The following is a 24,136-nucleotide window of genomic DNA, read 5'->3' as shown; positions in this document are numbered from 1 at the left end:
TGAACAATGAATGGTACAATTTTAATTTTAGGTGCCGAAGGGTACTTGGGTTGGCCGTTGGCCATGAAAGTTGCCCTGCATCATCCTGACCAAAAAATTATATTGCTAGATAATGGCTGGCGCAAAAGCACGGTTGCCCATCTGGGATTTGGTCCTTGGCTGCAGATTGGAGACCTTTCCAGTCGTATTGAAGCATTTGGCCGAAAGTACGGTTTAGGGAATATGTGCGGTGTGCATATTGATGTTTGTACGGATGAATTGACGGATCTGATTCGTCGCGAAAGACCGCATACAATCTATCACTTGGCTCAACAGTGTTCGGCCAGTTACTCGATGTTGGGGTTACAACAAGCGCTTTACACGATACGAAACAATGAAGAAGGTAATATGCGTCTGCTTTGGGCAGTACGTGAATATGTTCCGGAAGCGCATATCATTAAGCTTGGGTCTTTTGGCGAATATGCTAAGGGTGGGTTACCAATAGCTGAGGGGTACTTTAAGCCGGGTTATAAAGGACAGCTTGCTTCCACGCCATTGCCTTACCCCAGAGCGGCCAATGATATTTATCATGTTTCGAAAATCAATGATTCAAATTATGTGGCAATGGCTGCACGTACCTGGGGGCTTCGTATCACCGAGGTAATGCAAGCAACAGTTTTTGGTCTGTTAACGGCAGAAATGGATGCTTCGCCAGATCTATTTACTCGTTTTGATTATGATCCGATATTTGGGACTGTAGCCAACCGTTTTATCGCGCAGGCAGCTTCTGGGGCTCCGATGACAGTATACGGAAGTGGAAAGCAACGTACAGGGCTGATGGCTCTGACCGATGCGGTTAACTCGCTGGCCCGATTTGTGAAAGATATTCCATCGCTGGGCGAGCACCGTGTGGTGAATCATGTTACAGAAACGCACTATTCCATTCTTGAACTTGCCCAGGATATTGGTGACATCGCTGGGGCTATGGGTTTGGATCCTGCGATTTCTTTTGTAGCTGATCTTCGGGGAGAAAGTGCTGTTAAAAAGGCTGTATATACGATTGAAACAAGCTTGCAGGGAAGTAGTTTATATCATAGCAATTTTCCTACGGTAATTGAACAATCCATCTGTCTTTTGCAACAGTATAATAATAGGCTTCAATCGCATCATTTTACACCGCATAGATCCTGGAACGAACATGTTTATGGGCGAAATTGTTGTTCCGAAACGCAAGGTCTGGCAAAAAAAATAGCGGATGAAGCGTATTGGGATCAGATCAGAGTGAATATATTTTCTTCGACCAAGGTAAATCTGAATCCGGGCTGCCTGGCTACCTTGCCTCAGGATCAGCTCGAAACGATTAGTTATCAGGTCAATGGTAGTCCACTCGCTTTATATGCTTTGGGAAGGGAAGCTTTTGATTCCATACAAGATGAATGTGCGCAATTGTTTCCATCTGATGGATATCGCTGTAATGTGACTTCTAGCACATCTCAGATGATGAATTTATTGGCATTGGCGCTTTTACGAAGACTTCGAGTGGATGGGAAGGGAAGTTTTCAGGTACTGACGAGTGAGCATGAACATCCGGGGGGGATTGGCCCCTTTGAACAATTGCCAGAATATCAGCTCACTTATGTATCTGATGTTATCCTTAATGATGCTGCGGAATTTGAGCGATTTTTGCACGAGATGAAACCAGATGTCGTTTTCTTGTCGCATGTCTATTATCCTACAGGACAACTGATGCAGGATAAGCAGCGTCTGAGCAGTATAAAAAGGGTTGTCCCGAATGCAATTCTAATTCTTGATATTGCTCAGTCATTGGGTATTCAGCAACTTCCTTTTGGGGATGCTGATGTGTTGATCGGAAGTACACATAAATGGCTACACGGTCCTTTGGGAGGAGGCTTAGCTTGGTTCAAAGAGGAATTTGCACGTTGGCTGGGCGCTTTATACTGGAATAAGCAGCATCTTTTTGAACATCCGCAAACACATGGCTTCAGTATTCCAGGGGGGCAGGATTTCTTATTGTATGAAAGGTTGAGGAAAAGTCTAAAGCGTTATGGGGAAATTGGACCAAAAGCTATTTTCGATCGTAGTACCTATCTGGCGACTTATTTTAAAAGTGAGCTTGACAGTATTCTGAACGATGCAGACATTACGCATTGTTTTAAGGGTGATGATGTATCTCCGGTCGTATGTCTGTTTTTGTCCGCTTATGATCCTTATCCGCTATACGAATTTTTGAGAAAGAAAGAAATCCATATAAAATGCATTAAGCATTGTATTATAGAGGGGCAATCTGGGCATTTGCTCCGGTTTGGAATACCTTATTATGAAAACTTGCGCCGGCTGCGCATGGTGCTTGATACGATAGCTTCTTTTGTGCACTGTGTTGTTATGGACAAGCGGGCGGAAGATTTTGTTGTTTAGTTTAATGACAAATGATGAAAGATACGAATTATAGACTGAGCTTGTTCATTGTTGTTGCTGTGTTTTTAATCAGCAGCTGTATGGCACAGCAACTGGACATTGTACGGGATAGGAAAGCTGAAACTGAAATTGTTATTTCTGAGCATCCCTCAGTTTTGGAGCGTAAAGCTGCGCAGGTACTACAGGATTATGTCAAACGAATTACTGGCGCAGAGTTAGCGATATTTTCGAGCCCTTCTGGGACGAAAAAACACGTAGTATATATAGGGAATACTTTTTATCAGGAGGCGATGGGAAAGAAGGTTGTGCTTGGTCGGGAAGGTTTTGAAATTATTGTTCGGGAAGGTCAGATTTACCTAACAGGAGGTTCAGGGAAAGGTTTACTTTATGGTGTATATGAGCTTATTGAAAAACAGTTTGGTGCACGGAAATATGATCAAGGGCCAGCTTGGGTTCCTAAGCGGTCGAACCTGTCGCTTCCTCTGAATTTCCATTTTTGCTATGAGCCGCCACTACGTTATCGGGAATCCTATTATCCGGCTTCCGCCGACAGTGAATATCTAGATTGGCATCATTTGCATCGATTTGAAGATTTGTGGGGCCTTTGGGGGCATTCTTTTTTTAAAATTATACCACCAGAGAAGTATTTTCGTCAACACCCTGAATTTTTCGCTTTCACAAATGGAAAGCGTAGCGCAACGCAACTCTGCCTGACAAATCAAGGAGTGCAGAAAATTGCACTAGACTATTTTCGGCGTGCAATTGCTGATCATCCTGATGCGGTCTATTGGTCTATTGCACCAATGGATGGTAGGGGAGGCTGTACCTGTGATCGCTGTAGGAAAGTCGATCAGGAAGAGGGAGGCCCCCAAGGCACGCTGATCCGATTTGTGAATGGCGTGGCAGCCCAATTTCCGGACAAATATTTTACAACGTTAGCCTATGGCTATACTGCGGAAGCTCCCAAAATCACAAGGCCATCTTCCAATGTTTATGTGATGTTGAGTACGATAGACGCAACTCGGGAGCGGGGGTTGGGGGATAATCCAACAGCTGCATCTTTTCGGAGGCAGCTCAACGACTGGTCAAAAATTTCTTCCAATATTTTTGTGTGGGATTATACTACACAATTTACAGCATATTTAAGTCCTTTTCCGATGTACGATCATTATCAGGGCAATATTGCCTTTATGCATCAGCATGGGGTGAAAGGTGTTTTTGAGCACGGATCAGGACATACGCTGGGTGATATGTCTGCATATGCGAGTTATGTGCAGGCTAAGAGTCTGTGGAATCCTGAGGTGGATCCGATTGAGGTTGAAAATGATTTTCTGGAGGGGTATTATGGTCTAGCTGCAAAAAGTATTAAAAAGTATCTCAATCAGCTATTGAATGCACGAAATACGAGTCGCTCCACTCTCGATATATACGGTAACCCGATTCTTTCTCGCCGTGGATATCTAGGGCCGGAAAAGATGACAATGTATAAAGATCTTGTGGATGACGGGCGGAAAGCGGTAACTGGAGATCCGAAATTGTTAAGCCGTGTCAATTTGATTGCCTTAGGTCTGGAGTATGCATCGTTGGAGCAGGCAAAGGCGTATGGAGAGCATCCACTCGGCTTTTTAAGCAAGAAAGATGCTAATCAGTGGATGGTTAATCCCAATTGGATGAAACGGATTGATCTGTTTTTGGACAGTGCACTTCGCGGTGGAGCTATCGAGTTGGCTGAAGTTAACGGCAGCCTCGAGCAATATCGGAAGCAATGGTTAACACTATTAAATAAACCCTATCTGCCTTCCTTGCTGCAGGGTGTACATCCCTTTTTCAAACCGCTATTTTTGCAGGATTTCCCCGCTAACGGAAAAACAACATTGAATGATGGACTATCTGGTACGATCGATTACAGTTACAATTGGCTCTTGTTTGATGGCAAGGAGGTGGAGATTACCTTTCCCTTCTCGCGGGAATCACAGCCCGCGCAAGTTCATCTTAATTTTCTGTTGGATCCAGCACATTATCTTTTTCTGCCGGATGAAGTAAAGGTGGAGAGTTCAAACGATAATGTATCTTATGGGCGCATCGGAACGCATAAGATCGATTCCAGTTTAATCCGGGAAGGTCCAAAGTGTTACCCCGTTTCATTTGGATTGAAAACGCAACCTGCACGTTTTTTAAAGGTAAAACTTTCTTTTTCACAAGAATTTCCAGCTTGGTTTGAAGGTTCTCGGCATCGTAAGCCGCTTTTTGCTATAGATGAAATTCGTGCGAGCGATTAGATGTAGCTGGGCTAAAAATTTATTTAACCACTAAGCTAACCTAAGAAAAGCTATGATGTCATTAGGGAAAAGTTTTCTGCCGGGGTATTTTGTGTTTAGAATTTGATCAGTCGGATGTATGTAAAGGCAGGTGCTGTACAGGCGGGTGAAAAATAAATGGGGCGAACGCCTTCGCCCCATTCTATCCATTAATATTATCAAGTCGAACGCAAAAAAAATGACTTGATGGTGTAAATTTAAAAAAATATTGCGGAATTGCTCCTGTTAAAAAATGCTAAAATCATGTAATAATTTTCCGGGTAGTCTAAAGACTACATTTTCAAAAAAAAAAGACGGCTAGAATTTCTAGCCGTCTACATTTGGTCGCCGAAGCTCCAAAAATTATCCTGTGCTTATTTTTTAGTTTACACGTACGCAGCGAACATTCTTAAATGATGTACTCAATACATTTGCTCCTAATGCACTCACACCATTGAGAAGTTGTCCTGTATTGTTTGCCATATGGAACCGAGTACCTAATGAAAGAGGAACTAGGCTTAATCCCCGGCCGGCATTACCATAATATCCCCAGGTACCCGCGCCTACTAAGCCGACGATATTTGTACCTTGTTCATTTGTCCAAAGTGTAGTCGCTCTGCCGTAACTACTGAGTAAGGGGAGATTTAAGTTTGCCACTTGGAAGTTTGCAATGTCAACACTAAGATCATTCAAACCAACATTTGCTAGCCCTCCATTTCCAAGTAGGGGCAAGATATTGACATTTGAAATCTCACCATTGTAGTAGAAGCGCAATCTATTAGAAGCGCTATTTACGTCGCCAAAGGCATTAGATCCTGAAGTAGGAGCTCCATTTGCACCAGATGCTAATGTGTATTGACCGTAATTGTATGGACTAGATGGTGTTAAAGATGAATTCGGCGCTGCAGTATTTACCAGCAAAGATGTTGTATTCGTCAATAAATTTGTAATGATGTTTAAAAGTCCAGTTGTTCCTGTTGCATCAACCACCTGGCCCAGGCCTCCTAATGCACCCGTGAGTTGATTTACTTCAATATCCCCGCGAACCATATTGGTAAAGTCTGCTTTAGCCGGTTGTTTCCAGAGACCTGCGGGATATACCAAGGCGCAAGGATCACCATTATTGGTGGTGGTCGTCGCAAATTGTCCGGGAACAATACTTCCAAAAGCGAAATATCCATTAGCCCTAGCCGTCAATTGATTATTTGCATAGAATGCGTAGTTGCGACCATTGCCATTGTTGCCTCTGTAAAACAGGTTAGACCGAGCCCATTTTACAGTGCGGCCCCCGTAATTTGTGACTAATGGAGATTCCACCACGTTCAACAACAAGCGATGACTGTTTCCTAGTTGCGGTGTTACCGAAAAGGGGAAGTTAGAAGCGGTAGCAAAATAGGTGCGAGCTAGGCTTCCGTCGACATGGCTAATATTTAAATTTTGGACTTGTACATTAATTGCATTTTGAGCAGCAGTAGATACTGTATACACGTAAGCAATTTTTGCATCATTAAATGCCGGATCGATGTTTGTAAAGTTGGCGTAAGTTAACGTTGGGGTGAAGCTCGCGCCTGCTGTGATAGTTCCATCAAGCAATGCAATGCTACCTGTGGCTAAGTTTAATCCGGTAACATTAACTGTAGGATTACCTGTGATATTACCAAAAACCCCTTTGGTGTTCAATTCAATTCCAATGCGTGAAAACTTATGGCTGAATTGGATATTGATGTTTGAATTTGTCGCCAGATTTACTGTTCCGGAAGCATAAAGCACATCTTTATTTTGTGCAAGGGCAATCGATCCATTTGTTGGTGTAAGTGCAGGTTGATCGTTATCTGAAGTGTTGTAAGAAAGGGCTATCCATGTGTAAGATGTGGCGGGATTAAGCCCTTCGATAGTACCTGCTGTACCTGCTACCAGCTGTTTGGCGGTAACCAGTGTTGTTCCCGAATAGATATAGACAACATATTTTGTACCTGATACCATATTTTCAGTAACGCCAGGGGCGACATCCGCGGCTAATCCGCCAGATCGCTTTACCGCTATCGCATCGTTGGTAATGGTTGGTAAATTGTTGTCAGTGGAAACAACCATGTCTACATCGGAAAATGAATGGATTTTGCTCGTCGTTGTGCTCGGTTTCGCCGAGCCAACTTTCACTGTGCCATCATTTCCGCTGGTTTTGATGCCTCCCACCGCGACAGTGAGGACATTTGTTTTGTTGTCGACATTTTCAGTCTTGTTGTCCTTGGAGCAACTCGTGATTAATGTACCGGGGATTGCTAGCATTGCCATCGCAACAACCCAGTGAGCTCTTTTAGTCAGATGAAATCTCATTTTAGTGCTTTTTCGTGTTGTTAAGTAATGTGATGATCATACGTTAAGCACCCTCTCCGGTAGTAGTACCGTCTGGACCTGCTCCCCAACCGTCGGTTTGTGGTGTTGAACCTGGTTGTGCCTGAGAACCTGCAGCAATGCCTTGCTCAAGTTCAACTACGTGCTCTTTAATGGACGGAGCTACGTACATTTTTTTTGCGTTCTTATTCATGATGATATTATTTGGATATTCCGCACTATTACTAGTGCGGGTTTAAATTTAATGGACAATTTAACCCTGATATCTTCAGAAATGCCTAGGATCTAACGGCTTGCCTTTGCGTATAGGCAATTATATTGCTATTGTAGCCTGGGTATTTCTAGTTATTTTTCTGTTTTTTTGGTTTCTAATTTAATTGTTAATACTTTAATTGCTTATATGTTAGTTGTACTTTTTTGAATCGAATTGTAATATTACGACTTAATATCAACTTGTGCAAAAAAAAATTGTAAACTTTTTATAAATCTCTGTTGATTGTACAATAAAACAACTTTCTTCATCGTTATGTATGTATCTGTTATTTATGATAAATTATTATTTTAAGGCAATATGTCTTCATTTTTAAACAGATATGGCCAGCTTTCTTTATGCTAACTTTCCATTGAACAACTTGTTTTATATTTTGTTTGGTGCTTTATTGATTTATTTTCACCTATTTTTTTTTCTGTAATTAATTTGTTTTAACATTAATGCTGTTTTAAATGCTTTGAGTCTTTTTTTTCTGTAATTGTAGGCATATATTTCTCGTGTTGATATTTTTAGTGTGTTTTTTATTTTTTCTTGACAAGTATAAATACGCGTTTTCAGCACTTAACTTAACTGGGTGGGTTTTTTTATTATGTAATAATTGTTATTTAGTTGTTCTTTTATAAAATAATATAATTTTTGATTTAAATTTGAATAGTCTATATTCTCTTCTGTGCTGTTTCATTTTAGGAAAAATTGTATTGACAACCAATCTGTTTTTCTTTTTTGCTTATTATTATGCGTGTTAGAACAATAGTCGTTCTGTGCCATTATACTTTTTGAAATTCACCTTAGATTCGCTGATTTTTGGAGGTTTCGTTACTTTTTTGTTCATTTTACAAGTGTTTATCTTTTAAATTATCATGCATATAGGTCTCTATATCCTGGCTAATACAAGTCGTGCAAAATAAGGATGGGGGCGGTGATAGGTTTGCTTGATAGATTAGTTGGTTAGGAAACAATTTGCGGATATATCTGCATGTCAAAACCAATTTTAACCATTACTTGTTTCTTGCTGTAGCTACACCTTTTGTAGTTTTCTAAATGTAGTTAGTGATTGCCTGCTTAGGAAGATGTTTCAGGGGGATGTTATATAGCAAATGTACTTGAAATGCGTTTCATGATTTGAAAATGCATTTTTTTGTGTTCCGGATTTATTTGCTAAATTGCTCCCTATTTCAGCATTACGAAATGGTTGTCAGGCCTTATATGCAGTAAATAATAATTATGGAATTTGGAGTTCAGCGGGTCATTGGTGTAGCGCAGGAGCCTTCGGAGGTGACGGATGCAACAGCAAAAGAAAATTATGTGGTTCTTTTTGTATCAAAGGGCGGTTGTAGTATGCGGATTAATAAACAGATTACGGAAATTGAAGAATACTGTTTGGTTTTGATTCCGAGGGGAATAAAAATTGAAGCTAACCCAGATGAGTCGCGACCTTTTCTAATTATTTATTTTTCGGAAAGCTTTTTTGCCCGTACAGCGGTTGATACTGCGTTTCTGCGGAACTTCAAATCGTTTAATACAAACGAATATAACTACCATGTGCTGCGTGTGCCTATGGAATATGCGACCTACTATGAATTTGTGGGTATGCAACTTAAGCTATCCAAGCAGAATTATAATCAGGTGATATATCGCGATTTGGCTCACAATATTGTTAAGCAAATTGTACTCTTGGCGGCAATATATGCTGAAGACAGACAGTCGGATGAACTGGTGGGACAGAGTGAAGATATTAAGCTCGTAAGGCGTTTTCAGGAGTTGGTGGAGCAGTATGTAAAAAAAGAAAAACGTGTAGCTTTCTATGCTGAAGAGCTAAATATCGCAACTAAAAAATTAACTAACTTAACGAAAGAGTTGCTGGGGGCTACGCCAAAAGAACTGATTACCGAAGAGTTGCTTCGAGTGAGTAAAAAGCTGATTACCGAATCATCACTCAGTATTAAGCAGATTGCTTGGGAACTCGGTTATGCAGACGTTAATAACTTTAGTACATTCTTTTTGAAAGAAACGGCCTTGACGCCAACTGAGTACCGTAAACGTTGGCATGGATAATATTCCTAACTTATTATCTTTCTGTTGCTATAACCTAATTTTGTAGTTTGTTATGCGACAGTGTAGTTGAACCGCTACAAGATTTGCAATTTATACTGGAGTTGCGCATTTTGTCATCTACTCACTAAAATTAGTTATATCTTTGCTTCAAGCAGTTCGGCATTAATAGTATTGTATATAAGCCAAATATTAAAGTCCTGTTTCGGTCAACCGATAGAGCTGTTTGATATTGATCTATTATTATTTAATTATGTATAACATAAAAAGCTTTAATCTCTTCTTGGTGGGTCTTGCAGGGATTACGCTCTTCGGGGCAAGTTGTTCAAAAGTGAAAGATTTGTACAACGACACTGCTGCGGCCTCCGATTCTTCATCCTTATTTCCTGGTGGCGTTAAGGTGCCAACTGATTTTATGTGGAATTCGACACGTGCTGTGGATGTGCGCGTTGCTGTAGACGATCAATTTAGCGGTAAATATTTTTATCGGGTTGAGATTTTTGATAATGATCCGACTTTGTCTAGTGGAGCAAATTTGCTGGCTGCCGGTCAGGCTAAATCAGGTCAGGATTTTGTTGGCAAGCTGATGATTCCGACAATTGCGAAATATGTCTATTTGAGAGAAACTAGTCCTCTGGGTATTGCGGCTATCAGCATGATTGAAGTTGGACAACAAAATACAATCACTGTCGACGGTGCGAAAGCGGGATCAAGCAGCAAAGCGAGTGTTTTGCGTGCTGCGACCACGACGAGTGCGTTGGCTAGTAGTAGCTTAAAGGCAGCAGCGGTTGAAGCTACACCAGTAGTGGTCCCTTCGGACGCGATCGCGCTATCGGGCAACTCGACAATTTCGGTCGAGTCGAATAAATCTTATGTAGTCAAATCTGGTGTTACTTTTACAGGTAAGATCGATGCTAACAACGGTACAAGTAATGTGAAGATTTACATTCAGGGATCTTGGAAAAATACAAGCTTTGAGCTAAACCTTGGAAGCAATAATGGATTGTATATTATGCAGGCGGGTTCTATCGACCTCGTGAATGTAACGCAGAACACAGTGGGAGGCTTTATTAATTATGGATCGGCTTCGCTTTCCAAAATGGAAACAAAAAACAATACCTTGTATGTGAACTATGGTACTCTTACAGCTGATAAAGCGGATATCACAAATGGTAACTTTACCAATTATGGGGTAGCGACAATCCAAAATCTGAGCAGTACGACAAACGGTACAGTCGTGCGCAATGAGGGGACTCTTACTGTACAGAATGCGACTTTGACCAATGCGACTTTGGAAGCTGTTTGTCATACGGTGATCAATTCATTAACAACCAATGGAGCAACTATTTCGGTTTCTCAAGGAGCTTTATTGAGTTTAGATAAATTAGATGCGGGGGGCACAAAAATTAATTTGGCCGCATCGTCTATTTTAGATGTCAATACCCTGGCCAAATTTAACAGCCAGTCGAGCACCATGACTGGACCAAGTTCAGGTCAGGCTTTGGCCCGTCTGAAAAAGGTTGATGTAAATAATCAATGGATGGCTATTACCTATGGTGGCAACTTAGAGGTGGCTTGCTCAGATCATACTGCTAATGCTCAATGGAGCACCTATTATGTAATCAATAGTCCAGCAAAATTGGTCCCTTACGATAAATCGACAGTGGTGATTGCGGGGACTTCTTGTAACGCTGGCGGAAATAACTCTTCAGGTGGTAATCCAACAGACCAAACCGTAACTGAAGTTAATTTAGGAACGTATTCTTATATCTTTGAGGATAAATGGCCGAGTAAAGGTGATTACGATATGAATGACTGTGTGTTGGATATGAACATCACCAAATATCAAAATACCGCAAATAAGGTGACAAAAGTGGCTCTGAAAGCGAAATTGCGTTCGATTGGTGCTTCGATCCGTTTTTCAACCGCAGTACAGCTTGATGGTATCGCAACAGGAAATGTCAAAAATGTGACGTATTCTCGCAAAGATTTGGTTGGTACTGCCTTGCCTCTCGGAGCAAATGGTACGGAATCCGGACAAACGTATGCAGTGCTTCCATTATGGGACGACGCGCATAAAGCTTTTGGTGTGTCGGATACACGTTTTATCTCGACTCAATCGGGCCAATATGCACCAGTAGAGGTGATCGTAACTGTTGAGTTTAATACACCAATAGATAATTTTACCTATGGCACATTAAATGCCTTTATTGTCAACTTCAATCAAAACCTTGCTGGCCGAAATGAGGTGCACCTGGTTGGTTATAAAGCGACCGATAAAATCAATAAAAGTTTGGTGTTAAAGGAAACAGGTAGCCTGCTGTCAGCTACGGATCCATTTAAGACAAAAGCGAATGAGCCCTTTGGTTTGTTAGTTCCTGTTTCTTTTGTGTATCCATCCGAAGGACAGGCTATTACCGCTGCGTATCCGCTCTTTGAGTCTTGGGCAACAAGTAGTGGTATTCAAAATACAGATTGGTATCTGCATAAGAAATAATAAAAACAGCAATATCTCCATGTACCAAAGTAGTAAGTCTAATAGGAACGAATGCTCTGGTATATGGAGATCGCCTAAATAACGCAATCCATACGCCTAAACCATTATATTCTAAAGACGTCATGAAAAAAAAGATTCTAATAATTGATGACAAACCAGCAATTGGTCAGTTAATTACACTTTATTTAAGTGCAGATTATGACTTTCGTTTCTTTAGTAATGCGATGGACGCCTATAATTGGCTGAAGGAAGGGAACAGTGTTGATTTAATTTTATCGGATTATACCATGCCGGAGATGAATGGATACGATTTGCTCATTATGATTAAGCAAAACGAGTTTCTAAAGAATATTCCGGTTATCTTTTTGTCTGGTGAGGATAATTCCAATACACGTATCAGTCTGCTCGAAGCTGGTGCCGATGATTTTATCTTAAAACCATTTAATCCCCTTGAGTTAAAATTACGGATTAAAAAAGCATTAAAATAATGCCCCAATATAGCGATTATATATACTTTGGCGATAATCTCGAAACTTTTGATTGTTTTCATCAACAAGTCCAAGACATCTTGGGTGTTGACTTGAGGTTTTTTGATTCATTTGAAGCCATGGATATGTATTTTCAAGAACAAGAAGGGCAGTTTTTTTCTGTAATATTCTATGAAAAAAGTAAAAGTCTAAGTAAAGACTTATCACGGTTGAAAAAGCTTGTCCAACATGGCAAAGATACATTATTGATCTTGATTGGAAATGATCTTTCACGTTTTGAGAAACAATCTTATTTTGAGGCTGGTATCACAAATACCATTAGTCCACGCGCCAATGCAGATGTTTTTGAGTCAATTAGAAAATACATAAGGCTATATTTTGAGGCGACAACGCAGACTGAAAAATTTGAAACAGCAAACACTTCTTTTCCTCAAATAGGAATTCCGCTGGGAAAAAGATTGTTTGATATTGCAGTTTCTTCGATTTTAATCCTCCTACTTTCCCCGATACTGGCAGTCGTTTATATTGCCATCAAATTGGAAAGTAAAGGTTCGGCAGTATATAAGTCGAAACGGATAGGATCTGGCTATTGTATGTTTGATTTTTATAAATTCAGATCCATGTACCCGGATGCTGACAAGCGTCTAAAGGAATATATGGCGCTTAATCAATATGCGGATGCATCGTTGAGCGTTAATCGTAGCACTGTCGCGACTATGATAAGCGATGGTGATGCGCAACTTTTTACGACAGATGAGCTACGTGATGTACTTATTGATGATGAACGTGTTGTAAAAATTTCTGATAGCGCTGGAAGGCAAAAAAAAGCGGCTTTCTTTAAACTTGAGAAAGATCCACGTGTAACCAAGGTAGGGCGTATTCTACGTAAATATAGCATTGATGAACTGCCCCAGTTGTTTAATGTACTTAAAGGTGATATGTCTATTGTGGGAAATAGGCCCTTGCCACTCTATGAAGCCGAGATGCTGACGACAGACGATAGCGTTGAGCGATTTATGGCTCCGGCAGGTATAACGGGCCTATGGCAGGTAGAAAAGCGGGGCGATAATGGAAGTATGTCCGATCAGGAAAGAATAAAACTAGATATTGACTATGCACAGCATTATTCGGTCTGGATGGATTTAAAAATATTGTATAAGACTTTTTCCGCATTCATCCAAAAGGCGGATGTTTAATAACATAAATATTAATTTCGATGAACTTATTGCTTAAAAGGGCTTTTTTGCTGTTAAATTTAGTTACAGCAAGCCTATTGCTAAAAGCACAATCTGTGATGGACCCAACGGATATGGTTGATTTTACAAAGCTTAAACTTCCGCCTTTGGAAATCCTTTATCAAAATGCCAAGCAAAGTCCAGGAGTGGAAATGTACGAGGCAAAAATGGAGGCTCAGGCTAATCAGTTGATAACAGAAAAGAGAAGCTGGTTAAAATATTTCAGGGTTGGTGGATCTTGGCAGTATGGCAATATCGCGATTAATTCAGCGTTTACGAATGAATATACTCCTCTTTTTTATCAGTCTTCTGGCGTAACCCAAAGCTCCTATTACGGAACTGCCGGAGTGAATATTCCTTTGGATGATCTCTTCGATCGAGGCAATAAAATCAAACGTCAGAAGATGGAACAGCGGTTTACGCAGCTGGAATTGGACAAATGGCTTGATGAGCAACGGATCCGTATCGTCAACTCCTATACGAAAGTAAAAACAGCTCTTTCTACACTCAAGAAAAAAATTGAAGATTACAATATCGCCTTAGCGAATTACAAAATGACTGAGAATGAATTTAAGTCAGGCAATGCAAATATAAGCGATCTTAATACAGCAAAGAAGTTGGAGACAGAGGCTTATGAAATTCTGAAAACCAACGAATCTATTATTACCAATGAAATCCTTACCTTAGAAATCCTGAGTAAGACAAAAATTATAAGCCAATAGCATCATGAATATTTTCCATTATATCTTTCGGGCCATTTTCAGAATTAAGTGGTGGCTGTTGATTTTGCCGCTAGGTTTTGCCTTGCTGGCGATCTACCTGACTCGTCAAATGGACCGGCAGTATAAGACTGATATTACAATCTATACAGGTGTTATTTCAAGTTATGGAAGTGATCCGGGCGAATCCAATGCTTCGCAAGACTGGAACGTATTAAACAATTCGATCCAGAATATTATCAATACCATTAATTCGAAGGAAACGATCAAAAGGCTTTCCATGCAGCTTTATGCACGGCTTATGATTCACGGTGATCCCACTAAAGATAATGTATATATTACCGCAAAACATTATAAGGAGCTCGTCGCAATTACCCCAAAAGACGTACAGAAGTTGATTGACAAAAGTTCGGAAGAGAATACGGTAAAGAATCTGGAAAAATATGAGAAAGCAGACCGCAATAATTTTGTCTACGGTCTTTTCAACTGGAACCATCCTTATTTCAGCTATAATGCTCTCCGCGAAAATATTAAGATCAACAGGGTAGACAATAGCGATATTTTACAGATCAACTATCAGGCAAACGATCCAGGGGTTGCTTTTCAGACATTGGATATTTTGAGTAAAGTTTTTGCGATCGAATATACCAATTTGCAATTCGGCAGTACCAACAATGTCATCCGGTATTTCGAGGCTGAGCTTGAACGTATAGGCCGGGAACTTCGCGGACAGGAAGATTCTTTGACAATGTATAACGTTGAAAACCGGGTGATCAATTACGATAAACAGACGGAAGCAATTGCTTTATTGGATAAAGAGTATGAACTACGACATCAGGATGTCTTATTTGTTTATAACAGTGCACAAGCAGCTATAAAACAATTGGAGTCGGGAATGGATGCCAATATGCGTGCGATCAAAAATAATACGGAGTTTTTGGCACGCATGAATCAGATTGCAGACATCAACTATAATATTTCAAAGATACGGACGTTGAGTGTAGATTCTCTTAAGCAAAAACAGGGCGGAGCTGATCTAGATGTACTGTCGCATGAATTGGATCAAAAGGAGAAGGGCTTCCGTTCGTTTATGGATCAATATACAGCGGAAAAATATACTAAAAACGGCTATCCAAATGCAAATTATGTAAAGCAATGGGTAGAAGAACTTCTACGTTTCAAACGCTCGGAGGCGGAACTTAATGTCGCCCGTGATTTTAAGCAGGAACTGGATCATAAATACACCCAATATTCACCTATTGGCTCTGTCTTAAAACGTAAGGAACGTGGTATATCCTTTACCGAGCAGTCTTATTTGTCAATCTTATCCAGTTTAAATGCCGCTCGGTTGAGATTAAAGAGCTTGGAAATGAATTCGGCTACGCTAAAAGTGATCAACCCGGCAAGCTTTCCGTTAAATGCACTTCCGCATAGCAGAAAATTGATTGTATTTGCTGTCTTTTTTGGGACTGTGGCATTTATACTTGGAATATTACTTATTATTGAACTTTTTGACCGTACGCTAAGGGATAAAACACGAACCGAACGGATTACAAAAGGAAAAGTGATTGCAGCGCTACCTAAGCTTGGGAAAAGTGGTGTCAAACAGACTAAAATTGAAGAAAGAGCGATCCATGTTTTGGCCAATAGATTATATGGTTTTTACAACAACGCAAATCCTATAAATTTTATCAATATCGTCAAGTTCTCTTCAACACTAGATTTGGGCTCACTGACAGACATTTTAACAGCCTACTGGCAGGGATTGGGTATTAATGTACTGGCCTATAAAGAAGGAACTGATTTTAGTGCAGAATCGAGGGAATATTTAGTGGATGGTGCCTGGGCTGAAAAACTCGGTAATTATGATATTTCATTAGTCAAGCATGGCTCTATGGCATTGCGTCCTATCCCTTCTCTATTTCTAGAGCGGGGGATGGCTACGTTATTGGTATTAAGGGCTGACTCGGTATGGAAAACAGAAGATGAGTTGATGTTCGCAGATCTATTGCAACGTTCTGCCGGTAAACCAATCGTAATTTGCCTGATGAACGCTGAAAAATATGTTGTGGAAGAGTTTACAGGAATGTTGCCTCCGTTTACCTTTTTGAGACGCCTGGAATATCAATTGGGTAATTTTGGTCTGACATCGCTGGGAAAATAGTTGGATATGATGCAGTATGATCATATAAAATCGATGATAACCAGTCGGCATTTGCTCCTGCTTTTCCTCATACTCGGGGGATTGGCAGGAACTTGCATTTTTATTTTTGCCGGTGTGTCAATGGCTATGGCGTTCTATATGTTGCCGGTATTTCTGTTGGTTATTATGGTCCTGTTATCTTCACCAATAAGTTGTTTCTTTCTTCTGTATATTGTATCCTACCTGGTGATGGGTTTTGGGCGTTATATTACATTTCCACTTCCCGTAGGCGTCATACTCGATCTTTTGATCTTATTCAATTTTCTCTCATTAGCTTTACATTTTATTCGGGGAAATCCCTTAGGCAAGGTTTACTTTAATACTTTTCTCCTGCTTTCCATCCTTTGGATGCTATATTGCATGTTGGAAATTGTAAATCCTATGTCCACTTTTGCAAACTGGATTACGACGGTCCGTAGCATTGGAATGCATATTGTCTTATTTCAATTATTGGTTTTTATTAGTCTGGATAACATTCCCAAATTGCGTTTATTTTTTAGAGTTTGGGGTATACTTGTTCTATTGGGAGCTTTAAAGGCGATAGGCCAAAAATATATTGGTTTAGACCGATTCGAGTCTGCTTGGCTATATACATTCGGCGCTCATACGCATGTTATTTATAGTGGGATCCGTTACTTTTCATTCTTCAGTGATGCAGCAAACTTTGGCTGCCATATGGGCTTGGCTGTGGTAGTTTTTACGATCTTAGCTATTTATGAGAAGCAGGCAAAAAGACGTTTTCTTTATATTTTTGTTGTCGCTTTTGCGGCTTACGGGCTAATGATATCCGGGACAAGGGCCGCTATTGCTGTTCCTTTTGCAGGCTTTGCTTTTTTCATTATTCTTGTGAAGGAGTGGAAGTGGATAATCTTTGGTCTTTCTTTATTAATAATGGCTTTTGCTTTCTTTAATTTAACGACCATTGGCAATAGCAGTTCCGATATCCGTCGTATGCGGACAGCTTTCTCTTTTTCAAAGGATGCTTCCTTTAATGTTCGCTTGGAGAACCAGAAAAAAATGCGAACCTTTATGGGCGACCATCCGTTTGGTATAGGATTGGGCGGGTCTAAACATGCGAATGAAGGAGATGCAATACATGGTATCGCAACAGATTCTTCCTTCGTTTTTATATGGGTAGAAACGGGGATCTTCGGTCTTTTTTGCTATATTATTTTATGTCTCACGATATTGGGATATGGCACATTTTACGTGCTCTTTCGACTGAAAGATAGGCGGATCAAGTCTATTGCGATGGCGGCTACATCTGGTCTCGCAGGAATTATGGTCGCGGGCTATGCAAATGAAGTGCTCCATCAAATGCCTACTGGGCAGACCGTATACATTCTAATGGGGGTTATTATGCTTTCGCCTTATTTGGACAAAAAACTGAGCGATGACATCAGAACCGTATAAAATATCTTTCATAACGGTCAATTATAATGGATTGGCTGATACCATTTCCCTATTAGAAAGTATTCTGAATGCAAGACTATCTTTTGCATATGAGGTTATTGTCATCGATAATGGTTCGTTAAAAGATGAATATAGTCTGATCAAACATCAATTTCCTAATATCAAAGGCTATTATAATCGAATGAACCTGGGATTTGCAGGAGGAAATAACTTGGGGCTGGAAATAGCTACTGGCGAATTTATTTATTTCTTAAATAATGATACACTGCTTCCAGAAAACGCCGATAGCGAAATTTTGGGCATGTTAGAAGTATTTGCGCTAGATTCACAAGTAGGTGGAATTTCACCTAAGATAATGTATTATCAACCCAAGGGAATGATCCAATTTGCCGGCTGTACACCGCTGACATCAATTACCCTACGTAATAAACAGATCGGTTATCGGGAAATGGATAAAGGTCAATATGATACAAGCATCGAGATCCCCTATTTGCATGGTGCAGCTATGGTGGTACCCAACAGAATTATCAGAGAAATTGGTATGATGTCGGAGCTTTTCTTTCTTTACTATGAGGAGTTGGACTGGAGCTGTCGGATCAACAAAAAGTATAAATTAGTGTATTTTGCAGCTGCCCATATCTATCATAAAGAAAGCGCTTCCACGGGCCAGGACTCCCCATTAAAAACATTTTATCTGACACGTAACCGCTTGTTATTTGCTTATCGAAATAGGTCGGGGATAAGCCGGATTTTGGCTGTTTTTTATCTTATTGGGATAGCGAATAGTACAAGATTGATTAAATTTGTTTTTTCGGGTATGTGGAGTCATATTGGTGCAGTATGTTCAGGGACATGGTCTGGGATTAAATTATTTTCTAAAAAGAATCTAAGCTGATGGAGACGGTTTTGTTTATTATTGAAACATTGATTTTTATTCCTTTCCTGGTCTGGATCATGTATTTCTTTGTTTTTTCAGTCGGTTATCGCATTCCTAATAAATTATTCTTTGAACGATCGAATATTCAACATCGATTTCTTATTATATTTCCAGCATATAAAGAGGATGCAGTAATCGTTGATAGCATACGCTCGTTTTTAAAACAAGACTATCCTCAACAGCTTTTCGAAATTATCGTTGTTTCTGATAGTATGACGAGAGAGACAAACCAGGAACTTGAAGATTTAGGCGTTCGAGTACTTATTCCTACGTATGAAAAAAGATCCAAAGCCGCTGCTCTAAATCTGACAATGAACGTTATCAAAGAAGAAGATTTTGATGGCGTGGTTATATTGGATGCTGATAATTTAGTTTCTCCAAATTATCTAGCACTTGTCAACGATTGCTTTGCATCTGGCGCGGTTGCCATCCAAACACATCGCATAGCAAAAAACAGCAATACCGATACGGCCTATCTGGATGGGATCAGTGAGGAAATAAATAATTCAATTTTTAGGCAGGGGCATGTGAACCTGGGGTTACCCGCCGCATTGACGGGCTCGGGCATGTTGTTTGAAATTAAGTGGTTTAAAAATACGATGGCTAAAATAAGCTCCATGGGTGAGGATAAAGAGCTGGAGTATTATTTGCTCTTAGATAAAATATTTACGGTGTATTTGGAAGATGTGTATGTACTAGACGAGAAAGTACAGAACCGTCGCGATCTGTCCAATCAGCGAAAAAGATGGATTGCTGCTCAAATTGACACTTTTTTGATTACTTTGAAGCGATTTCGCACAATAATTCGTACCCGTAACTGGCCTATGCTCGACAAACTGATCCAATGGTCGATTCCACCCCGTATTATTTTGCTCGGAATGGTTCCTATTTTGGGCTGTATCGTCTATTTGGTAGCTCCAGCATTGGCCTATAAATGGCTTATACTCTATGGCTTGTTTATCGTGTCACTTGCTCTAGCCATACCAAATAAATTTTATACGAAGAGGACTCTGCTCTGCTTTTTAAAATTACCATTTATTTTTATGGCAATCTTACGTAGCTTTATGGGAATCAAATCGGGACGTAATACTTTTGTGCATACACCGCATGGCGAAAAAAAAGAAGACTATAGTAATTGAGGCACAACGAATCTTTCGCCTTAATAAACACGGAATGGATTTTGTGGCTTTGGAAGTAATCCGTGCGCTTCAAAAGTTGGATACCTTTAACCGGTATATTATTGCTGTCGGACCGGGAGAGGACCGCTGTTTGGAAGGTTCAGCAAATTTTGAGATTAAAGTTTTGGAAAGCTCTAATTATTTTATTTGGGAGCAACTTCTCTTACCTAAACTTATTAAAACCAGCAATGCGGATATCCTGCACTGTACCTCCAATACTGCCCCATTGGGGTTATCTATTCCACTGGTACTTACGTTACACGATATCATCTTTATGGAGAAAAAGATTGGTAGTAATTCGTCCATGTACCAAAATTTGGGACGTATCTATAGGCGTTGGGTCGTGCCGCGTGTATTGAAAAAGGTTCATACCGTGATCACTGTCTCTAACTTTGAGAAAAGAAATATCGAAGCGGCCTTTCCACATCTACATAAAAAAATTATCACGGTCTATAATGGTGTAAGTTCAAGATTTAAATCGATGGATATACCTTCAGAAAGCACATTTTTAAAGCTTGAGAAGGGGGCTTTTTGGCTTCTTTTAGGTAATACCGATCCCAAAAAAAACCTGAGGAATACCCTGATGGCTTATGCTTTTTATTTGGAGAGAAGCAAATACAAAAAAAGGTTGCTCCTAGCCGATTTAGATCACATATATTTGGAAAAACTATTAAAAGAACTTGATCTGTTGACAATAAAAGATTTTATTGTAGTCGAAGAATACATAGCTCATGACAAATTGGTTGAGGTTTACAATGGTGCTTTTGCTTTTTTGTATCCTTCGGTCCGGGAAAGTTTTGGACTTCCGTTGCTTGAAGCTATGGCTTGTGGCACACCTGTAGTTACTTCCAATACATCTGCTATTCCTGAGGTAGCCGAGGATAATGTGGTATATACAGACCCGATGGATATCAAATCCATTGCAGCAGGCATGTTGAAATTGGAAGATGAACCGCAGTTATATAGCTCGCTTGTTAGTAAAGGTTTGGCGCGAAGCGAAGCTTTCAGTTGGCAACATACAGGGAAACATACATTAGCAATATATGAAAGCGTACATTCATAATCATCCTAAATTTAAGCGCTTACTGCACTGGTTTATCATGAATCCTGTGCGTACACGGCCGCGCTGGTATGTTCGCATGCTGCAGTTATTTTATGTTAAACGGGGGGCTGGTTCAGTCATTTATCGTAGCGTAAGACGGGATCTTGTTCCTTTTCGTACATGTATTATAGGATCACGATCCGTGGTCGAGTCATTTGCTGTATTGAATAACGCTGTCGGCGACTTGTTTATCGGCAACAATAGTCGAATAGGAATTTCGAATACGATCATAGGGCCAGTGACGATTGGTAATAAAGTGAATATCGGTCAAAATGTTCTTATTTCAGGATTAAACCACGCATATCAAGATGTGACCAAAGCTATTGCAGACCAAGGAGTCAGCACCGCTCAAGTGACGATTGCTGACGATGTCTGGATCGGCGGGAATGTCGTTATTTTAGCAGGTATTAACATAGGTGAACATGCTGTTATAGGTGCGGGCTCCGTGGTAACAAAAGATGTTCCGCCATATAGTGTTGTCGTTGGAAACCCCGCAAAAATTGTGAAAAAGTACGATTTTAATCTTAATGTCTGGATCAAACCATGAATGAAAGACCGTTGATTAGCATTATAATGCCTGTTTATAATACAGCTATGTATGTTGATCAGGCTATACAGAGTATTATTCATCAGGAATATGCTGATGTTGAACTTATATTAATCAACGATGGTTCGACCGATCAAAGTCTCTCCATACTGGAAAAATGGAGTTCATGTGATAACCGTGTCAAATTATTTTCCCAGGAAAATCAAGGTCTATCTGCTGCCAGAAATAGAGGCCTTTCTCTTGCGAACGGCCAGTATATTTATTTTATGGATAGTGATGACCTGCTGCGTGCAGATGCACTATCCATGTGTTTGGATTATTGTGAAAAGAAAGACCTCGATTTTGTTTATTTTGATGCTTCGGTTTTTGCGGATAATTCGGATAGCTCAATACTAAATGATTTTAATTATTCCCGACAAAAAATGCCGGCTTATACTGTTTTAAGTGGGCCGGACGCATTGCAACAGCAACTGAACGCAAATGACTTCTTCTCTTCAGCTTGTATGTATTTAATTCGTAAAGACATACTTGATCGTAATGGATTTGGATTTGAACCCGGTATTGTGCATGAGGATGAGTTATTTACAGTCTTATTGTATCTAGCGGCAGCTCGAATTGCTTATATTCCAGAGCAATTTTTTCAGCGGCGTGTCAGGCCGGATTCCATTATGACAAGCCGATTAAAGCTTTTTAATATAACATGTTACTTCACAGTTGCCCTGCGTTTGAGGAAGTATGGGCAAAAGCATTCGGATAGCAGACAAATTATTGAGTTGTATCTGCATCGTATGTTGGACGCAGTGGTATGGAAAGCACATGTGCTATCGATCGCTGAGCGCTCGAAAGTATTTCTCTTGGTTTTGAAGCATTGGCGAAGATATGTTTCATTTAAAACTATGGGAGTTCTACTGTTTAAGAAAGGCTTTTTGCATGGATAACATAAAAAAGGAAATCGTTTCTGGAGTATTTTTCACGGCATTGGCCAAATACGCGAATTTGGTGATTTCGCTGGTCGTTACCGCAGTTTTAGCACGATTGCTCGCACCAGATCAATTTGGTGTAGTGGCCATAGCTACGGTGGCCATTGCTTTCCTAAATTTAATAGCCGATTTCGGACTGTCTCCTGCAGTTATACAGTACAAAGAGCTGGATCGAAAGGTATTAGGCTATTTATTTTCCCTTTCTGTATATATTGCTATCACTTTGTCAGTACTATTCTTTTTGTCTGCTGAAATTATCGAAAAATGGTATGCACAGCCCCAGTTGAAACCAATCTGCCAATTACTGGCGCTAAGCCTATTTTTTTCGGGAATTACCGTAGTTCCTAATGCCTTATTTTTTCGCGATAGGTTATTTAAATCGATCGCTTTACGAAGTTTGGTTGTTCAAATTATCGGCGGCGGTCTATCTATAATTGCTGCCTTTAAAGGAATGGGGGTCTACGCGCTTATCTTAAATCCGATATTCTCATCACTATTGATTTTTATTATTTCATATTTAAAGTATCCATTAAAATTTAGCCTACGTTTTCCATTTCAACCTCTTCGGCCTTTATTTTCTTATTCTATTTTTCAGTTTTTATTTAATATTATCAACTATTTCAGCAGAAATTCGGATACCCTATTAATTGGTAAATACCTGGGCATGGTACCGCTGGGGTTCTATGATAAATCTTATCGACTAATGTCCCTGCCACTTCAGAATATTACGCAGGTAATTACACCGGTAATCCATCCGATATTAAGTCAGAAGGGAAAGGATAATGAATATCTTTATGAGGCAAATCTAAAATTAACCAGTTTATTGTCGCTGATCGGATTTCCGCTTTCTGTTTTCCTTTTTTTTTCGGCTGAAGAACTCATTTTATTATTTTTTGGACCGCAGTGGGGATTAGCTATTCCTTCCTTTAAAATATTGAGTCTAACGGTCGGGATCCAATTGATACTATCCTCATCGGGCTCCATTTTCCAAACAGCTGGTGATACCAAAAGTCTGTTTATATGCGGTTTGTTTTCGGCCGTATTAAATGTTGCGGGAATACTATTTGGTGTATTTTACGCTAAAAGTATTGACGCAGTGGCCATGTGTTTATTGGTTACATTTAGTGTCAATTTTGTACAGGCCTACTGGCTAATGTATCGCGTGGTTTTCAAACGGAGTATGGTTGGCTTTTTTTATGGCCTATGGCGCCCGATCTTTTTTGCACTCCTACTTGGGCTCATTTTTCATTTGGTCATAGGTTACCAGTTGCCCGATAGTTTGGGGTTTCGCTTAGCACTCAAAACAGGTATCTATGTTTTTTCTATGATATTAATGATTTGGTTCGGAGGGTATCGCAATCTGCTGTTGGCATTTTTACGTAAGTCATCACTTTAACAAGATTAAAATAGCTTACTACGCATTTTAATCAAAGCATTTTGATCATTTTTT

Annotated in this window: 17 protein-coding genes; 15 read left to right on the top strand and 2 right to left on the bottom strand. The window is 40.0% G+C overall.

The window, feature by feature from the left end; translation table 11 throughout:
* The first annotated feature begins 6 nt into the window (after positions 1–6).
* Positions 7–2,415 (top strand): aminotransferase class V-fold PLP-dependent enzyme, encoded by a 2,409-nt coding sequence (locus tag J2X77_RS02695; RefSeq protein ID WP_310078867.1) that lies wholly within the window; start codon positions 7–9, stop codon positions 2,413–2,415.
* A gap of 11 nt (positions 2,416–2,426) precedes the next feature.
* Positions 2,427–4,694, top strand: a complete 2,268-nt coding sequence (locus J2X77_RS02690) for a DUF4838 domain-containing protein (RefSeq protein ID WP_310078865.1) — start codon at positions 2,427–2,429, stop codon at positions 4,692–4,694.
* A gap of 399 nt (positions 4,695–5,093) precedes the next feature.
* Here the strand turns inward: J2X77_RS02690 and J2X77_RS02685 are convergent, their stop codons facing one another.
* Both J2X77_RS02685 and J2X77_RS02680 read right to left on the bottom strand, forming a co-directional pair.
* Positions 5,094–7,046 carry a fimbrillin family protein gene (locus J2X77_RS02685; RefSeq protein WP_209579386.1) on the bottom strand — a complete coding sequence of 651 codons (1,953 nt, stop codon included), beginning with the start codon at positions 7,044–7,046 and terminating at the stop codon, positions 5,094–5,096.
* A 43-nt stretch (positions 7,047–7,089) separates the two neighbouring features.
* Positions 7,090–7,257: a hypothetical protein gene (locus J2X77_RS02680; RefSeq protein ID WP_209579387.1), complete on the bottom strand. Its 168-nt coding sequence runs from the start codon at positions 7,255–7,257 to the stop codon at positions 7,090–7,092.
* A gap of 1,302 nt (positions 7,258–8,559) precedes the next feature.
* On the opposite strand from J2X77_RS02680, the gene J2X77_RS02675 reads away from it, so the two are divergent.
* The 13 genes from J2X77_RS02675 to J2X77_RS02615 all read left to right on the top strand — a co-directional run bounded on the left by J2X77_RS02675 (position 8,560) and on the right by J2X77_RS02615 (position 24,082).
* Positions 8,560–9,390 carry an AraC family transcriptional regulator gene (locus J2X77_RS02675; RefSeq protein WP_209579388.1) on the top strand — a complete coding sequence of 277 codons (831 nt, stop codon included), beginning with the start codon at positions 8,560–8,562 and terminating at the stop codon, positions 9,388–9,390.
* A gap of 250 nt (positions 9,391–9,640) precedes the next feature.
* Complete coding sequence (locus J2X77_RS02670) at positions 9,641–11,884, top strand: LruC domain-containing protein (protein WP_209579389.1); 2,244 nt, start codon at positions 9,641–9,643, stop codon at positions 11,882–11,884.
* Between the two features lie 122 nt (positions 11,885–12,006).
* A complete protein-coding gene (locus tag J2X77_RS02665; RefSeq protein ID WP_075994586.1) occupies positions 12,007–12,372 on the top strand; it encodes a PleD family two-component system response regulator in 366 nt (121 codons plus the stop codon).
* Positions 12,372–13,568: a sugar transferase gene (locus tag J2X77_RS02660; protein ID WP_209579390.1), complete on the top strand. Its 1,197-nt coding sequence runs from the start codon at positions 12,372–12,374 to the stop codon at positions 13,566–13,568. The genes J2X77_RS02665 and J2X77_RS02660 overlap by 1 nt, the downstream gene beginning before the upstream one ends.
* Before the next feature lie 47 nt (positions 13,569–13,615).
* Positions 13,616–14,329 carry a TolC family protein gene (locus tag J2X77_RS02655; RefSeq protein WP_209579391.1) on the top strand — a complete coding sequence of 238 codons (714 nt, stop codon included), beginning with the start codon at positions 13,616–13,618 and terminating at the stop codon, positions 14,327–14,329.
* Positions 14,330–14,333: 4 nt separating this feature from the next.
* A complete protein-coding gene (locus J2X77_RS02650; RefSeq protein WP_209579392.1) occupies positions 14,334–16,490 on the top strand; it encodes a hypothetical protein in 2,157 nt (718 codons plus the stop codon).
* 6 nt (positions 16,491–16,496) lie between these two features.
* Positions 16,497–17,942 carry an O-antigen ligase family protein gene (locus J2X77_RS02645; RefSeq protein ID WP_209579393.1) on the top strand — a complete coding sequence of 482 codons (1,446 nt, stop codon included), beginning with the start codon at positions 16,497–16,499 and terminating at the stop codon, positions 17,940–17,942.
* Positions 17,923–18,837 (top strand): glycosyltransferase family 2 protein, encoded by a 915-nt coding sequence (locus J2X77_RS02640; RefSeq protein ID WP_209579394.1) that lies wholly within the window; start codon positions 17,923–17,925, stop codon positions 18,835–18,837. The genes J2X77_RS02645 and J2X77_RS02640 overlap by 20 nt, the downstream gene beginning before the upstream one ends.
* Complete coding sequence (locus tag J2X77_RS02635) at positions 18,837–20,018, top strand: glycosyltransferase (protein WP_209579395.1); 1,182 nt, start codon at positions 18,837–18,839, stop codon at positions 20,016–20,018. Before J2X77_RS02640 ends, J2X77_RS02635 begins: the two co-directional genes overlap by 1 nt.
* Entirely contained in the window at positions 19,987–21,120 is a 1,134-nt protein-coding gene (locus tag J2X77_RS02630) for a glycosyltransferase family 1 protein (RefSeq protein WP_209579396.1), read from the top strand. Before J2X77_RS02635 ends, J2X77_RS02630 begins: the two co-directional genes overlap by 32 nt.
* A complete protein-coding gene (locus J2X77_RS02625) occupies positions 21,101–21,706 on the top strand; it encodes an acyltransferase (protein ID WP_310078855.1) in 606 nt (201 codons plus the stop codon). Before J2X77_RS02630 ends, J2X77_RS02625 begins: the two co-directional genes overlap by 20 nt.
* Positions 21,703–22,644 (top strand): glycosyltransferase, encoded by a 942-nt coding sequence (locus tag J2X77_RS02620; protein ID WP_310078853.1) that lies wholly within the window; start codon positions 21,703–21,705, stop codon positions 22,642–22,644. The genes J2X77_RS02625 and J2X77_RS02620 overlap by 4 nt, the downstream gene beginning before the upstream one ends.
* The gene (locus tag J2X77_RS02615; protein ID WP_209579398.1) at positions 22,637–24,082 is read left to right on the top strand and encodes a lipopolysaccharide biosynthesis protein; all 1,446 of its coding nucleotides are present in this window, start codon (positions 22,637–22,639) and stop codon (positions 24,080–24,082) included. Before J2X77_RS02620 ends, J2X77_RS02615 begins: the two co-directional genes overlap by 8 nt.
* Positions 24,083–24,136 lie beyond the last annotated feature (54 nt).

This window comes from Sphingobacterium sp. 2149 (assembly GCF_031455655.1).
Classification (GTDB): domain Bacteria; phylum Bacteroidota; class Bacteroidia; order Sphingobacteriales; family Sphingobacteriaceae; genus Sphingobacterium.
Note: the sequence above shows the minus strand (reverse complement) of the source record. Positions and strands in the feature narration are given on the sequence as shown.